Origin of the sequence: Kitasatospora albolonga (assembly GCA_002082585.1) — a bacterium.
GTDB lineage: Bacteria > Actinomycetota > Actinomycetes > Streptomycetales > Streptomycetaceae > Streptomyces > Streptomyces stephensoniae.
In genome coordinates, this window is record CP020563.1 from 4,649,640 (window position 1) to 4,663,961 (window position 14,322).

A 14,322-nucleotide genomic window follows, 5' to 3' on the forward strand; every position below is an offset into this window, starting at 1 on the left:
TCGGGATGAGCGACGGAACGGGCAGGCGGTCGTACGAGGGCCGGTCGATCACCGTCAGCTTCGACGCGGGCCTGTGCGAGCACTCCGCCGTCTGCGTCCGCGGCCTGCCGGAGGTGTTCGACACCGGCAGGCGCCCGTGGATCAGCCCCGACGGTGCCGATGCCGAGCAGGTGGCCGCGGTGGTGCGGCGCTGCCCCTCGGGCGCGCTGCGCTACGAACACCCGGAGGGCGGGAGGGGCACCGGCCCGCTTCCCTCCGGGTGCTGAGCACCTCCCTCCGGGGCTGATGCACTTCCCTCCGCGGGTAGCACTTCCCTCCGGGGGCTGAGACGGCCGGGCCCCTTCCGCGGGTGCCCCGGAAGGACAGGAGATGATCCGGATGTCCCTCGCAGTGCAGTTCTCCGACTACGGCACCACGGACGTGCTGCGTGTCGTCGATGTGCCACCGCCCGACCCGGGCCCCGGGGAGGTACGGCTCGCGGTGCGGGCCGCGGGCGTCAACCCGGTCGACTGGAAGATCCTCAGCGGCTCCATGCGCCAGGTCATGCCGCTCCGGTTCCCGGCCGGGCTCGGGTCCGACGTGGCGGGAGTGGTGGACCGGGTGGGGGAAGGCGTCACCGCCTTCGGGGTGGGGGACGAGGTGCTGGGAGCGTCCGTCACCCCCTCCTACGCCCAGTCCGCGCTCGCCACCCCCTCCGCGCTGGTCGCCCGGCCCGCCTCGGTTCCGTGGGAGGTGGCCGGCACCCTGGCCGGTCCGGGCATCACGGCCTGGGAGACGCTGAACAAGCTGGAGGTCGCCCGGGGCGAGACGCTCCTGGTCCATGCCGCCGCCGGAGGTGTCGGCACCTTCGCCGTGCAGATCGCCGTCGCCCGGGGCGCACGGGTCATCGGTACCGCGAGCGAGGCCAACCACGCCCGGCTCCGCTCCTTCGGTGTGGAGCCGGTCACCTACGGCCCCGGACTGGTCGAGCGCGTGCGGGCCCTCTCGCCGACGGGGGTCGACGCGGTCCTGGACGCCTCCGGGCGCGGGGAGATCCCGGACTCCATCGAGCTCGCCGGTGGTCCGGAGCGGGTCCTCTCCCTCGTGGCCTTCGATGCGGCCGACACCGGCATCCAGATCCATATGACCGAGCCCGGTGCGGGCGGGGCCGACGCGCTCGGGCACATTCTCGCCCTCATCGACGAGGGGCGGCTGAGCGTGCCGATCCACCGGGCCTACCCCCTCGACGAGGCGGCGACGGCGCTGGAGGTCAGCAGGTCGGGGCACCTGGGCGGCAAGCTCGTGCTGCTCCCCGCGTAGTCGCTCGTTGCCCATGGGTCCGCAGGCGCGTACGGACCTTCGACCGGCCTGCTCCACCGGCCCGCACCGGCATGAAGCCGAACGGAAAAGCACGGACAAGCACGTACAAGCACAGACAAGTACGGACCTCTGCCGACCGACCGTCAGGAGACACGACCGTGCCCGAAACCCACGCGGTGGACCAGGCGCAACGCAACACCGGGATCGTTCTCACCGCCATGCGGGAACTCTTCGCCGAGAAGGACCTCACCGCGCTCGACCGGTACTGGGCCGAGCCCTATGTGCAGCACAGCCCCCGGATGTCCGGCGGTCTGGACACGCTCCGTGCCGCGGTGCCGGAGCTGGCGGGCTTCCGCTGGGAGCCGCAACGGACCGCGGCCCAGGGCGACCTGGTCTTCACCCACAGCGTCGTCCACGGCTGGGCGCCGGGCCCTGTCGTCATCGTCGACATCTTCCGGCTGGAGAACGGCCGCATCGTGGAGCACTGGGACGTCGTCCAGGACCTCGTCGCCCCCGAGGCGACGGTCAGCGGCACCCCGATGATCTGACGCCGGGGCCGGAGGCGTGCGCCCACGGGAGTCCGGCCCCGGCCCACCGGACACCTCCTTAGGGTGGTGGACCATGACCGCATCCGAACCCCCGTCGCCGCCGGACTTCCTGCGCGCCACCCGCCGCTCGTACGACGCCATCGCCGGTGAGTACGCGCGGTGGACCCGCGACGAACTCGCCGCCAAGCCCCTGGAGCGCGGGCTGCTGGCAGTCTTCGCCGAACGCGCGGCGGCGGACGGCGGCGGGCTTCCGGTGGCCGACGTCGGCTGCGGAACGGGCCGGGTCACCGCCCATCTGCACGGACTCGGCCTCGGTCTCGACGTGTTCGGGATCGACCTCGCCCCGCAGATGCTGGCCGAGGCGCGGAAGGAGCACCCGGGGCTGCGCTTCGAGGAGGGCTCCATGCTCGGCCTCGGCCTGCCGGACGCGTCGCTGGGCGGGCTGCTCGCCTGGTACTCGACCATCCACGTACCGGACGAGGAACTGCCGCGCGTCTTCGCGGAGTTCCACCGTGTGCTGGCCCCGGGAGCCCCCGTACAGCTCGGCTTCCAGATCGGCGACGAGCCGTTGCGTATGACGGAGGCGCTGGGCCGGGACGTCTCGCTCGTCTTCCACCGGCGGCAGCCGGAGCGCGTGGCCGAACTGCTGCGGGACGCGGGCCTGGAGGTCCGGTCCCGGGTGTGGCGGGAGCGGGAGACGGACGGGCCGTTCCCGGAGCGGACGCCGCAGGGGTTCGTCCTGGCGCGGAGGCCGGTTGTCAGTGGTGGCTGTGAGGATGGGGACATCGGCACAGCGGGTGTGTGAGCGCAGTGGCTGAGTGCATGGACTGAGCACAGGAACTGAGGGGGACGCCATGGGCGCCTGGGACATCGGCCACTTCGACAACGACACCGCCGCCGACTTCGGCGGGCGGGTGGACGACGCGGAGCCGGAGAAGAAGGCGGACGTGCTCCGGGCGGTCCTGACGGCCGCCGCCGAGACCGCCCCGCAGGACTATCTGGACGAGGGCGAGGAAGCGGTGGCCGCTGCCGCGCTGGTTGCCGCCCAGTGCCCCGGCGGCGAGCCCGTCACCACCGCGTACGGCCCCAAGGACCCGATCCCGCCGCTCCCGGCCGACCTGCGCCCGCTGGCCGTCCGCGCCCTGGACCGCCTCACCGGCCCGAACGCGGAGCCGCTGGACCTGTGGGCCGAGGGCGGGGCGGAGGCGGAGTGGCTGGCGGGGATAGCCGCCCTGCGCGCGGTGCTGGCGGCGGCCCCGGGGGAGTGAGGGTGGCGGGGCCCGGTCACCCGGTCACCCGGTGTCCGCGGGGCTCGCGGTGTCGGCGGGGTCCGTGGGTTCTGGTCACCCGGGTCCGTGGGGCTCGCGGCGTCGGTGGGGCCCGGTCACTCCCTGCCCGGGTAGCGGCCCACCGCGCCGTCGATCAGTTCGCGCACGATGTCCATGTGCCCGGCGTGCCGGACCGTGTCCCCCAGCATGTGGATGAGCACCCACCGCATCGACACCACCCGGCCGTCCCACGCGGTGCCCGTCGTCTCCAGGTCCGTCGCCCGGATCGAGGCGTCGGCCGCCGCGCGGGCGCATGGGTCCGCACCCTAGTGGTCGGCCCCCGCGTCTGTCCTCAGCGTTTGGTGCGGCCCGCGCGCACGATCTCCTCCACGTCCAGGGCGAGTTCGGCGCCGATGGAGGCGGGCAGCGGGGCCTCCTGCCCGGGGGCGTACACCTCGTGGCGGTCGTAGCCGCCGGGCAGCGGCTCCGTCAGGACGTGGACCCGGCCGTGCTTGCGGTCAACGATCACGTAGACCGGGATCTTGGCCTGGGCGTAGGCGGTGACCTTGTGGCGCAGGTCGTTCTGGTAGTTCCCGGAGGTGACCTCCAGGACGAGGCGGAAGCAGGCGGGGTCGTAGCAGTTGTTCTCGATCAGGTGGTCGTCGAGGTCGGCGTCGACGATCGCCAGGTCGGGGATCGCGTAGTCCTCGGGGCCGCCGGGGAGCCAGAGGCCGATGCCTTGGAGGACTTCGGTCTCCCCGTCGTCGAGCCCGGCGGCGATGAAGGGCCGCATGAGCTTGGTGAGCGCCCGGGCGTGCGGGCCGTCCGGGGGTGGTGCCACGGTGATGACGCCTCCGATGATCTCGACGCGATGCCCCGGAAGCTGCTCCATGAGACGGTTGGCCGTTTCGAGCAGCGTCTCCGGCTCATCGTCACAGGGGTGCTCGACTGCTGCTGCAGGCATTGCGGGCCTCCTGGAATGGGCTGGTGTCGAGAGCGTCATCGTAGGGCGGGACAGCCGAGGATCGCGCTTCTGGCATATGCCGCCCGATCGAGCGAAGCAGAAACGGCCCGGCACCCCACGGGGTGCCGGGCCGTCTCCGTACAGCCGTACGAACAGGGAGGGCTACAGCTTCTCGATCACGTAGTCGATGCACGCCGTCAGCGCCTGCACGTCCGCCGGGTCGATCGCCGGGAACATCGCCACGCGCAGCTGGTTGCGGCCCAGCTTGCGGTACGGCTCGGTGTCCACGATGCCGTTGGCGCGCAGCACCTTGGCGACGGCCGCCGCGTCGATCTCGTCCGCGAAGTCGATCGTGCCGATGACCTGCGAGCGCTTCGCCGGGTCCGTGACGAACGGGGTGGCGTACTTGGACTCGTCGGCCCAGGCGTAGAGGTGGCCCGAGGACGCGGCCGTGCGGCCCGTCGTGAAGTCCAGGCCGCCCTGGGAGTTCATCCACTTCAGCTGCTCGTTCAGCAGGAAGAGGGTGGACAGCGCCGGGGTGTTGTACGTCTGGTTCTTCAGCGAGTTGTCGATCGCCGTCGGCAGCGAGAAGAACTCCGGGATGTGCCGGCCCGAGGCGTGGACGCGGGCGGCGCGCTCCAGGGCGGCCGGGGAGAACACGCCGATCCACAGGCCGCCGTCGGAGGCGAAGGACTTCTGCGGGGCGAAGTAGTAGACGTCGGACTCGGTGATGTCGACCGGGAGGCCGCCCGCGCCGGAGGTGGCGTCCACCAGGACGAGCGCGCCCTCGTCGGCGCCCGCGACGCGCTTGACCGGGGCCGCGACGCCCGTGGAGGTCTCGTTGTGGGTGAAGGCGTAGACGTCCACGCCCGCCTCGGCCCGCGGGTCCGGGTGGGTGCCCGGGTCGGAGGCGATGACGGTGGGGTCGGAGAGCCAGGGTGCGAGCTTGGCGGCCTTGGCGAACTTGGAGGAGAACTCACCGAAGTTCAGGTGCTGGGACTTCGTCTCGATCAGACCGTGCGTCGCGATGTCCCAGAAGGCGGTGGAGCCGCCGTTGCCGAGGATGACCTCGTACCCCTCGGGGAGGGAGAAGAGGGCGCGCACGCCGTCCCGTACCTCGCCGACCAGGTTCTTGACCGGGGCCTGGCGGTGGGACGTACCGAGGAGAGAGGTGCCGGTGGCGGCCAGCGCGTCGAGCGCCTCCGTCCGCACCTTGGAGGGACCGGCGCCGAAGCGTCCGTCTGCGGGCTTGATGTCAGCGGGAATCTGGATGTCGGCCACGAGTCGGAGCGTAGTCCCTCGGCGGCACGGCGTCGCAACCGTGTCCGTCCGGTGAGACGCGCGCTCCGACCCGTGGACCCGACAAGGAGGAGGGGCTACTCCTCGTGGCCGAACGGGCAGCCCAGCTTCACCGGCAGCTCGTACAGGTCGTTCTGCGTCACGATCGGCTTGTTGCGCAGCTCGGACGCCGGGACCGCCAGCTCCAGTTCGGGGAACTTCTCGTAGAGCGCCGGGAGCGCTATGCCCGCCTCCAGGCGGGACAGGGCCGCACCCGGGCAGACGTGCGGGCCGTGGCCGAAGGCGATGTGGCGGTTGGGGGTGCGGGTGGCGTCGAACTCGCCCGCCGTCGGGCCGTACTGCTCCTCGTCCCGGCCCAGCGCGCCGAACGAGATGATCAGGCCCTCGCCCTTCGGGAGGATCTTGTCGCCGACCTCGATGTCCTCCGTGGCGAACCGGATCAGGACGTGCGAGGTGGGGGTGTTCCAGCGGAGCGTCTCCTCGATCACGCCGTCCCAGGCGATCTCGCCGTTGAGGACCTTCTTGCGCTGCTCCGGGTGGGTCTGGAGCGCCTCGACCACGTTCACGATCAGGCTGATGGTGGTCTCATGTCCGGCGGCGATGATGAGTTGCAGCGTGTTGACGATCTCCTCGTCGGTGAGGTGGTCGCCGTTCTCCGAGGCCGCGATCAGCGCGCTGGTGAGGTCGTCGCCGGGGTTCGTCCGCTTGTCGTCGACGATCTTCGTGAAGAGCGCGCCCAGGTCCGCCATCATCTGCGGGACCTCCTCCGGCGGGGTCTGCGTCGAGAAGAACTTCTCGAACAGCTCCTTCAGCCGCGGGTGGTCCGCCGCGTTCACGCCCATCAGCTCGCTGATCACGTTCATCGGGAGGGGGTAGGCGAACTCGGCCTTCAGGTCGACCGGCTCCCCGGCGGGCAGCGCGGCCAGCTTCTCCAGGCTCGCGTCCGTCAGCGCCTCGATGCCCGCCCGCAGCCGCTCCACCCGGCGCACCGTGAGCGCCTGCGCCACCAGCGTACGGAGACGGCGGTGGTCGGCCCCGTCGACCGTCAGCATCGAGCGGCCCGGGTTGGCCAGGCCGATCAGCGGCCAGTCCATCGGTATCTCGCCGCGCTGCCAGGCGCCCCACACGTTGATGTCCTTGACCACCCGGCTGTCGGTGAGCAGCGCGCGGGCCTCCGCGTGCCGGGTGACCGCGTACACGTGTACACCGCCCGGCAGCTCCACCTCCGCCAGCGGACCGGCGGCCCGCAGCGCGGCGCTCTCGGCGTCGAGGTCGGTGACGAAGGGGTCGAGCGCGATGCGGGTCATGCGGAGCCTCCGAAGCTTCCGGGTCTGCCGAGGGCGGGCGTGGGCGTGAAGAGCACCGGCAGGTCGGTCAGGCCGCGCAGCCAGGGCGAGGGGCGGCGGGTGAGCTGCTCGGCGGGGACGGCGAGGTCCACGTCCGGCAGCCGGTCGAGCAGGACCTCGATACCGGTACGGGCGATGACCTCGGCGGTCTCCTGGGCCGGGAACGGGCAGCGGTGCTCGCCGTGGCCGAAGGAGAGGAAGGCGTTGTTGCCGCCGGTCAGCGCCGAGCCGTCGGTCCGCACCTGCGGGTCGCCGTTGGCGGCGGCCAGACCGAGGAGCAGCAGATCGCCGGCGCGGATGTGCCTGCCGCCGAGGTGGGTGTCGCGGGAGGCCCAGCGGCCCGCCACGTTCTGCGTCGGGGTGTCCTCCCAGAGGACCTCGTTCATGGCCTCCGCGACGCTGTGCCGGCCGCCCGAGAGCGAGGCGGCGAACCGGTCGTCGGTGAGCATCAGGCGCAGGGAGTTGCCCATCCAGTCGGCGGTGGGCTGGTGCCCGGCCGCCATCATCACCATGAGGTCCTGGGCGACCTCCTCGTCGGTGAAGCCGCCCGTGTCCGCGATCATCCGGCTGGCCACGTCGTCACCGGGCTCGGCGTGCTTGTCGGCCAGCAGCCGGAACATCGAGGTGGCCAGGTGCTGCTGTCCGGCGAGCGCCCGCTCCCGGCCGTCGATCATGTCGTTGATCGCGCCGACCAGGGGGTACGCCTCCTCGTCGGAGAAGCCGTAGATCCTGGCCAGGACCAGGGCGGGGAGCAGTTTGGCGTACTCCGCGATGATGTCGACCGAGCCCTTGGTGCAGAACCGGTCGATCAGCTCGTCCGCGAACTCCTCCGCGTACCGCTTCAGGGAGAACGGGTCGACGCCCTCCAGCGCGTTGCTGATCATCATCGCGCGGACGCCGTGGCGCTCGCCGACCGTGTAGAGGATCGAGGGCTGCCTGCGCCCGATCATCGGCAGCAGCGGCCAGTCGTCGGGGATGCGGTCCCACTGGTTCCACAGCTCGGAGTCGCGGCTGAAGAGGACCGGGTCGCCGGTGACCTGGTGCAGCTCGCGGTAGCCGAGGACGAGCCAGGCGGGCACGTCCCCGTCCAGGACGACCGGGGCGACGGCGCCGTGGTCGCGCCGCATGTCCCGGTAGAGCTGGACGGGGTCGCTCTGGAAGCGGGGGCCGGAGAGCGGGACGGACCCGTGGGTGACGGGGCAGCCGGAGGCGATGGTTCCGGAGGGGCCGGTGGGGCTGGAGGTGCCAGTGGTGCCAGTGGTGCCTATGGGGCCGGTGGGTCCGGAGGTGCCAGTGGTGCTTATGGGGCCGGAAGGGCCGGTGGTCGTGGTCACGGGGCGGGCTCCGGGGTCGGGCCGGCCGCCGCCAGTGCCGCCTCGGGGGCGTGCAGACGGGCGGCGGAGAGCGCGGCGAGGTGCTCGACGAGCGTGATGAGCACGTACTTGCTGGAGGACCGGTCGCGCGCGTCGCACTCCACCAGCGGTACGTCGTCCGAGAGGTCCAGCGCCTCACGGATCTGCTGCTCGCTGTGGAGCGGGCCGCCGAAGTCGTTGCACGCCACGATGAACGGCGTGCCGTGGTGCTCCAGGCGGTCGATGGCGTACCAGGAGTCGGCGAGCCGGCGGGTGTCCACCAGGACGACCGCGCCGAGCGTGCCGGAGAACAGCCGGTCCCACAGGAACCAGAACCGCTCCTGTCCGGGCGCGCCGAAGAGGTACAGCACCGAGCGTGCGTCGAGCGTGATGCGGCCGAAGTCGAACGCCACGGTGGTGGACGTCTTGGCCTGTACGCCGTCGAGGTGGTCGACGGCCTCGCCCGCGCGGGTCATCGTCTCCTCCGTGTTGAGCGGACGGATCTCGCTCACGGATCGGACCATGGTGGTCTTGCCGACGCCGAAGCCCCCGACGACAACGATCTTGAGTCCGTTGTCGGCGGTGTCGCTCAGGGTGGCGCGGTCAGAGGTTGCGGAGTCCAACGAGCACCTGTTCCAGGATGTCGGGGTCGGGGAGCCGGTCCGCGACACGGGCGGTACGGGGGTGGCGGGCGCTGATCCGGCCGGTGTCCAGCAGGTCGCACAGCATGATGCGGACGATGCTGACCGGCAGGTTCAGGCTCGCGGCGATCTCGACGACGGCGGCGGGGCCCTGGCACATCCGCAGGATCGCGACGTGCTCCGACTGCATGCCGGGGGACGGGTCGCACTCGGCGACGACCAGGGTCACCAGGTCGAAGGCGGCCGAGTCGGACCGGCTGCGGCCCCCGGTGAGGGTGTACAGCCGGTCCGGATCGTCGTCGCGGCCCGGCCGGGGGCGGGGCGCCGTCGTCATACGGCCGCGCTCTCGGCCGCGGGCGAGCGCGGCGGGGCGACCAGGTGTTCGCCGAGCTGCTCGACGAGCTCGCTCATGTTGTGGCCCACCAGGCCCACGTCGGACTCCTCGTCGGCGACGACGGCCAGATGGGCACCGGCGCCCGCCTCGACGATGAACAGCACGCCGCCGTAGAACTCGGCCATCGCGGACCGTACGCCGCCGGTGCCGTCACCGAACTCGATGGACGCGCCGTGCGAGAGGCTCTGGATTCCGGCGGAGATCGCGGCCAGCTGGTCGGCCTGGTCGACCGAGAGCTCGGGGGTGCGGCACAGCTTGAGGCCGTCGCGGGACAGGACGAGGGCGTGGCGGGTGCCGGGGGTGCGGTCGAGCAGCCCCTCCAGCAGCCAGTTGAGCTTCTCGTCGGTGGTCGCGGTCATCGGGTGTTGCCTTCCGGGTGCGGGGAGTTGGCACGTACCGCCCGGCTGAAGGTGCTGAAGCGCGCAGCCTGGACCTTCGGGTCGGTGGTACGGGCCTGGGGGGTGTCGGCTCCGCCGGGGGTGGCGTGGCCGGTACGGGCTTCGGCGGCGGCCAGGGTGCGGCCGCGGCGGCGCTTGGGCAGGCCGCTCTCGCCGAACGCGGGGACGTTGCCGGTGGTTTCGGAGGCCGACTCCGCCGCCGGGGCCGGGGCGCCGCCGGAGGTCCCGTTCTCGGTGGTGGACCGGGCCGCGGGGACGGTGTGGACGTCCGTGTCGGCGCCTTCGGCGGAGGCGTGGGAGGGCTCCGGCTCGGCGGCGGAGGCCGGGGCGGCGGTGGTGTCCGGGGCCGTGGCGCTGTCCGTCGGCGCGGCGGCGGTCGACAGGGCGGCGGCCGGGCCCGGGGCCGGGGCGGTCGTGCGCGAGATGAGGTCCTGCGGGAGCATCATCAGCGCGCCGGTACCGCCGCGCGCGGAGGGCCGGAAGGAGACGGTCAGGCCGTGTTTACGGGCCAGCCGGCCGACGACGGCAAGACCGAGCCGGGTACCGGAGAGGTTGGTCAGGTCCTGGTGGTCGGCGGAGACGGCCCGCTCGGCGCGGCGCAGCTGCACCTCGCTCATGACCAGGCCGCTGTCCTCGACGGTGATGACGATGCCCGCCGGGACCTCCTCCACATAGACATGGACCTCGGCGGTGGGCGGCGAGAAGTTGGCCGCGTTGTCCAGGAGCTCGGCGAGCGCGTGCATGACGCCCTCGGCCGCGTGCCCGGCGATGGCCACATCGCTGGTGGAGTGGAGGCGGACACGCTGGTAGCTGCCGATGCGGCCCATCGCGCCGCGCAGGATCGACTCCATGACGATCGGCTTGGCCCACCGCCGCCCGGAACGCGCCCCGGTCAGTACGGCGATGGAGTCCGCGAGCCGCCCCGCCTGGGCGGTGCGGTGGTCCAGGTGGAGCAGGTCCCCGAGCACGGACTCGTCGGTGTGCCGGTGCTCCATCTCCCGCAGGTCGGCCAGCATGCTGGTGGCCAGGGCCTGCATCCGCCCGGCCGCGTTGGCGCAGGCCGCGACGGCGGCGGAGCGCTCGGTCTCGGCGCGGGTGGCGCGGGCGGTGAGCCGCTCGACGGAGATGGCGAGGCGGGAGCGCTGGTCGGCGGCCTCCGCCGCGATCCGCTCGTTCTCGGCGCGGGCCTCGGCGGCGATGCGGGCGGTCTCGGCGGAGGCGGCGGCCTTGATCCTGGCCGTCTCCGCGGTGAAGCGCTGGGCCTCGGCGGCGGAGGCGGAGACCAGGCGCGAGGTCTCGGAGGTGAACCGCTGGGTGTCGGCGGCCCGCAGGGCGCGCAGGGTGCGCACGGTCCCCAGGGTGTGGACGGTGACGGCCACGCAGACGCTCAGCAGCACGGCGGCCGCTCCCGCGCCCCAGGCCAGCGGGGTCCGTACCGAATCGGGGGCCGAGGCCACGGCCCACAGAGTCAGCGTGCCGGTGACGGCTGCCGAGATCAGCAGGGCGAGTGCGGTGGGCCGGTGTGAGGGGCGCAATCGGAGTCCTCGGTGGCGGACGGTGCGGAACGGAGCGGAACAGAGCGGCTGAGCGGAACAACAGGTCGAAACAACGGGTCGAAACGACAGGTCGAATCCGGACAGTTCATCACGGGAATGGGTGTTCGTTACAACTGGAGCCGACAGTTCCTGCTCAAGTCTTGGTCACTATAGGAGAATTGACGTTCTGTTTGGGAAGTTCTTGTGGGCTTTTTTGTGCACCTTGTGCGCTTTGGTCCGCCCGCATCCCAAGAGTTCATCTGCTCCGGCGGCATCCTGAGCCCATGGCCGAACAGCATCGCCCGCATACCGGACCGTCCCCCGCTTTCGTCGCGGCCCTCCGCTCCGCCGTGCGCGGTGAGAGCGACTTCGGGGCCGCCGCCCGGGCCCTGACGACGATGGACGCCTCCAACTACCGCCGCGTCCCGCTCGGGGTCCTCGCCCCGCGCGACGCCGACGACATCGCGGCCGCGCTGACGGTCTGCCAGGAGTACGGGGTCCCCGTCGTTCCGCGCGGCGGCGGTACCTCCATCGCGGGCCAGGTCACCGGCACCGGCCTCGTCCTCGACCTCACCCGCCACCTGAACGCGATCCTCGCCGTGGACCCGGCCGCCCGCACCGCCACCGTCCAGCCCGGCGTGGTCCTGGACGACCTGCGGGCCGCCGCCGCCCCGCACGGCCTGACCTTCGGCCCCGACCCGTCCACGCACAGCCGCTGCACCCTCGGCGGCATGATCGGCAACAACTCCTGCGGCGCGCACTCGGTGGCCTGGGGCACGACGGCGGACAACGTGCGGGCGCTGGAGGTGGTGCGGTACGGGGGTGAGGCGCTGCGCCTGGAACAGGTGCCCCGGCACGCGGGAAGGGAGCGCGGCCCCGACGGCGTACGCGGAACATCACCCCACGGCCCCCACGGACCCCACAACCCCCATGGCCCCCACGGCGTACGCGAACTGATCGACGCCCACCTCGCCCTCCTCCGCACCGGCTACCCCGGCCTCCCGCGCCGCATCTCCGGCTACGCGCTCGACGCCCTGCTCCCCGAGCACCCCGGCGGCCCCGACCCCGTACGGGCGTTCTGCGGCAGCGAAGGCACCCTCGCCGTGGTCACCGAGGCGACCGTGCGCCTGGTCGAGGCCCCGCGCGCCCGCGCCCTGGCCGTTCTCGGGTACGCCGACGAGGCGGCCGCCGCCGAGGCCGCCCCCGGCCTCCTCCCGTACCGCCCGCTCACCGTCGAGGGCATGGCCGCCGACCTCGTACGCGAACCGGCCGGGCTGCCGCGCGGGGCCGCCTGGCTCTTCGTCGAGACGGGCGGTGCGACCCCGGCCGAGGCCCGCGCCCACGCCGAGCACGTCCTGCGGGCGGCCGACGCGGTGGACGGGGCGGTCGTCACCGATCCGGCCGGGCAGCGGGCCCTGTGGCGCATCCGTGAGGACGCCGCCGGGACCGCGACCCGGATGCCCGACGGCAGTGAGGCGTGGCCCGGCTGGGAGGACTGCGCGGTGCCGCCCGCCCGGCTCGGCCCCTACCTCCGCGACTTCCGCGCCCTGCTCGCTCAGCACGGCCTGCGCGGAACGCCGTACGGCCACTTCGGGGACGGCTGCATTCACGTACGCATCGACTTCGACCTGCTGACCCCGGCAGGTGTGTCAGGGTTCCGGCGCTTCTCCGAAGAGCTGGCCGATCTCGTCGTCGCGCACGGCGGCTCCCTCAGCGGCGAGCACGGCGACGGACAGGCGCGCGCGGAGCTGCTGCCCCGGATGTACGGGGACGAACTCGTCGCTCTCTTCGGCCGGTTCAAGGACCTGTGGGACCCGGACGGCGGCCTGAACCCCGGCATCCTCGCCCGCCCGGCCCCGCTGGACGCCAACCTCCGCTTCGAGGTGCTCCCGAAGCGCCCGGTGGACGTGGAGTTCGGCTACCCGCAGGACGGCGGCGACTTCGCGGGCGCGGTGCGGCGGTGCGTGGGCGTCGCCAAGTGCCGTACGGAACAGGCGAGTGGACCGGGCGTGATGTGCCCCTCCTTCCGGGCGACGGGCGAGGAGGCGCACTCCACACGGGGGAGGGCCCGGTTGCTGCACGAGATGCTGGCCGGGGAGGTGATCACGGACGGCTGGCGGAGTACGGAGGTACGGGACGCGCTCGACCTCTGCCTCTCCTGCAAGGGGTGCCGCAGCGACTGCCCGGTGGGTGTCGACATGGCCACGTACAAGGCGGAGTTCCTGCACCACCACTACCGGGGCCGCCTCCGCCCCGCCGCCCACTACGCGATGGGCCGCCTCCCGCAGTGGCTCCGCCTGGCCCGCCCCTTCGCCCGCCCCCTCAACTCCCTGGCCCGCGTACGCCCGTTGGCCGCGCTCGCGAAGCGGCTGGCGGGGATCGCGCCCGAGCGGACGATCCCGGTCCTGGCGACGGAGACGTACGGCAGGTGGCTGCTCGCCCGGCAGGGCGAGGGGGCGGAAGTGTTCGCCTCCGACCAGGTGGTGCACCTCTGGGCGGACACGTTCACCGAGTACCTGTCCCCGCAGGTGGGCCGGGCGGCGGTCCGGGTGCTGGAGGAGGCCACGGGCCGTACGGTGCTGCCGCATCCACGCGGCGTGTGCTGCGGCCTCACCTACGTCTCCACCGGGCAGCTCGACGCCGCCCGCCGGGTGATGCGCCGCACCCTCGACCGGCTCGCCCCGCTCCCCGGCCACCCAGTGGTCGTCCTCGAACCGAGCTGCGCCGCCACCCTCCGTACCGACCTTCCCGAACTCCTCCCCGACGACCCACGAGCCGCCGAACTGGCGCGAAGAGTAAGGACCTTGGCGCAGTACCTGGAGGAGTACGCCCCCGCCTGGACCCCGCCCCGCCTGGACCGCCCGGTCGTCGGCCAGACCCACTGCCACCAGCACGCGGTCCTCGGGGACGCGGCGGAACGGCGGCTGCGGGAGCGGATGGGGCTGACCGGTGAACTCAGCGGCGGGTGCTGTGGTCTGGCCGGGAACTTCGGCTTCGAGAAGGGCCACTGGGAGGTGTCCGTTGCGTGTGCGGAGGAGCAACTGCTCCCGTCCGTAAGGGAGTCGGAGCCAGGGGCCGAACTCCTCGCGGACGGGTTCTCCTGCCGTACGCAACTGGACCGGCTGGCCGGGCGCCGCGCCCGGCACCTGGCGGAGGTGATCGCGGAGGGCCTGTCGACGGAGGAGGAGCCGGGGCGCACGGGCGGTGACGGGGGAGCCCGGCATGATCCAAACGGGAGGCCCTAGCATCGAGGCGTTTGCAGGATCGTCGTGGTTCGC

14 protein-coding genes and 1 pseudogene are annotated in these 14,322 nt (G+C 72.7%); 6 read left to right on the forward strand and 9 right to left on the reverse strand.

Features of this window, described 5'->3' with window-relative positions; translation table 11 throughout:
- Positions 1-5 precede the first annotated feature (5 nt).
- The 5 genes from B7C62_20420 to B7C62_20440 all read left to right on the forward strand — a co-directional run bounded on the left by B7C62_20420 (position 6) and on the right by B7C62_20440 (position 3,115).
- Positions 6-266 (forward strand): hypothetical protein, encoded by a 261-nt coding sequence (locus B7C62_20420; protein ARF74335.1) that lies wholly within the window; start codon positions 6-8, stop codon positions 264-266.
- A 112-nt stretch (positions 267-378) separates the two neighbouring features.
- Positions 379-1,299, forward strand: coding sequence for an NADPH:quinone reductase (locus B7C62_20425; protein ID ARF77289.1), 921 nt, complete (start codon positions 379-381; stop codon positions 1,297-1,299).
- Between the two features lie 218 nt (positions 1,300-1,517).
- Complete coding sequence (locus B7C62_20430) at positions 1,518-1,847, forward strand: hypothetical protein (protein ARF77290.1); 330 nt, start codon at positions 1,518-1,520, stop codon at positions 1,845-1,847.
- Positions 1,848-1,920: 73 nt separating this feature from the next.
- Positions 1,921-2,652: an SAM-dependent methyltransferase gene (locus tag B7C62_20435; GenBank protein ARF74336.1), complete on the forward strand. Its 732-nt coding sequence runs from the start codon at positions 1,921-1,923 to the stop codon at positions 2,650-2,652.
- Between the two features lie 49 nt (positions 2,653-2,701).
- Entirely contained in the window at positions 2,702-3,115 is a 414-nt protein-coding gene (locus B7C62_20440) for a hypothetical protein (GenBank protein ARF74337.1), read from the forward strand.
- 116 nt (positions 3,116-3,231) lie between these two features.
- On the opposite strand, the pseudogene B7C62_20445 reads toward B7C62_20440, so the two are convergent.
- From B7C62_20445 to B7C62_20485, 9 genes and pseudogenes are all read right to left on the reverse strand, one after another.
- Positions 3,232-3,426: pseudogene (locus B7C62_20445) on the reverse strand (hypothetical protein).
- A gap of 41 nt (positions 3,427-3,467) precedes the next feature.
- Positions 3,468-4,079 (reverse strand): hypothetical protein, encoded by a 612-nt coding sequence (locus tag B7C62_20450; GenBank protein ARF74338.1) that lies wholly within the window; start codon positions 4,077-4,079, stop codon positions 3,468-3,470.
- 162 nt (positions 4,080-4,241) lie between these two features.
- Complete coding sequence (locus B7C62_20455; GenBank protein ARF74339.1) at positions 4,242-5,360, reverse strand: phosphoserine aminotransferase; 1,119 nt, start codon at positions 5,358-5,360, stop codon at positions 4,242-4,244.
- 95 nt (positions 5,361-5,455) lie between these two features.
- Positions 5,456-6,685 carry a cytochrome gene (locus tag B7C62_20460; GenBank protein ARF74340.1) on the reverse strand — a complete coding sequence of 410 codons (1,230 nt, stop codon included), beginning with the start codon at positions 6,683-6,685 and terminating at the stop codon, positions 5,456-5,458.
- The gene (locus B7C62_20465; protein ARF77291.1) at positions 6,682-7,938 is read right to left on the reverse strand and encodes a cytochrome; all 1,257 of its coding nucleotides are present in this window, start codon (positions 7,936-7,938) and stop codon (positions 6,682-6,684) included. The genes B7C62_20460 and B7C62_20465 overlap by 4 nt, the downstream gene beginning before the upstream one ends.
- Positions 7,939-8,054: 116 nt before the next feature.
- Positions 8,055-8,699 carry an ATP-binding protein gene (locus B7C62_20470; protein ARF74341.1) on the reverse strand — a complete coding sequence of 215 codons (645 nt, stop codon included), beginning with the start codon at positions 8,697-8,699 and terminating at the stop codon, positions 8,055-8,057.
- Positions 8,680-9,051, reverse strand: coding sequence for a hypothetical protein (locus B7C62_20475; GenBank protein ID ARF74342.1), 372 nt, complete (start codon positions 9,049-9,051; stop codon positions 8,680-8,682). The genes B7C62_20470 and B7C62_20475 overlap by 20 nt, the downstream gene beginning before the upstream one ends.
- The gene (locus tag B7C62_20480) at positions 9,048-9,470 is read right to left on the reverse strand and encodes a dynein regulation protein LC7 (protein ARF74343.1); all 423 of its coding nucleotides are present in this window, start codon (positions 9,468-9,470) and stop codon (positions 9,048-9,050) included. Before B7C62_20480 ends, B7C62_20475 begins: the two co-directional genes overlap by 4 nt.
- Positions 9,467-11,044: an ATP-binding protein gene (locus tag B7C62_20485; protein ID ARF74344.1), complete on the reverse strand. Its 1,578-nt coding sequence runs from the start codon at positions 11,042-11,044 to the stop codon at positions 9,467-9,469. Before B7C62_20485 ends, B7C62_20480 begins: the two co-directional genes overlap by 4 nt.
- A 284-nt stretch (positions 11,045-11,328) precedes the next feature.
- On the opposite strand from B7C62_20485, the gene B7C62_20490 reads away from it, so the two are divergent.
- Positions 11,329-14,289, forward strand: coding sequence for an FAD-binding oxidoreductase (locus B7C62_20490; protein ID ARF74345.1), 2,961 nt, complete (start codon positions 11,329-11,331; stop codon positions 14,287-14,289).
- Positions 14,290-14,322: the final 33 nt, after the last annotated feature.

Excerpts from the sequence above, each read along its gene's own strand:
- B7C62_20480 (ARF74343.1), bottom strand. The coding sequence starts at position 9,470 with ATGACCGCGACCACCGACGAGAAGCTCAACTGGCTGCTGGAGGGGCTG.
- B7C62_20490 (ARF74345.1), top strand. The coding sequence starts at position 11,329 with ATGGCCGAACAGCATCGCCCGCATACCGGACCGTCCCCCGCTTTCGTC.
- B7C62_20450 (ARF74338.1), bottom strand. The coding sequence starts at position 4,079 with ATGCCTGCAGCAGCAGTCGAGCACCCCTGTGACGATGAGCCGGAGACG.
- B7C62_20460 (ARF74340.1), bottom strand. The coding sequence starts at position 6,685 with ATGACCCGCATCGCGCTCGACCCCTTCGTCACCGACCTCGACGCCGAG.
- B7C62_20420 (ARF74335.1), top strand. The coding sequence starts at position 6 with ATGAGCGACGGAACGGGCAGGCGGTCGTACGAGGGCCGGTCGATCACC.
- B7C62_20425 (ARF77289.1), top strand. The coding sequence starts at position 379 with ATGTCCCTCGCAGTGCAGTTCTCCGACTACGGCACCACGGACGTGCTG.
- B7C62_20440 (ARF74337.1), top strand. The coding sequence starts at position 2,702 with ATGGGCGCCTGGGACATCGGCCACTTCGACAACGACACCGCCGCCGAC.
- B7C62_20430 (ARF77290.1), top strand. The coding sequence starts at position 1,518 with ATGCGGGAACTCTTCGCCGAGAAGGACCTCACCGCGCTCGACCGGTAC.
- B7C62_20475 (ARF74342.1), bottom strand. The coding sequence starts at position 9,051 with ATGACGACGGCGCCCCGCCCCCGGCCGGGCCGCGACGACGATCCGGAC.
- B7C62_20435 (ARF74336.1), top strand. The coding sequence starts at position 1,921 with ATGACCGCATCCGAACCCCCGTCGCCGCCGGACTTCCTGCGCGCCACC.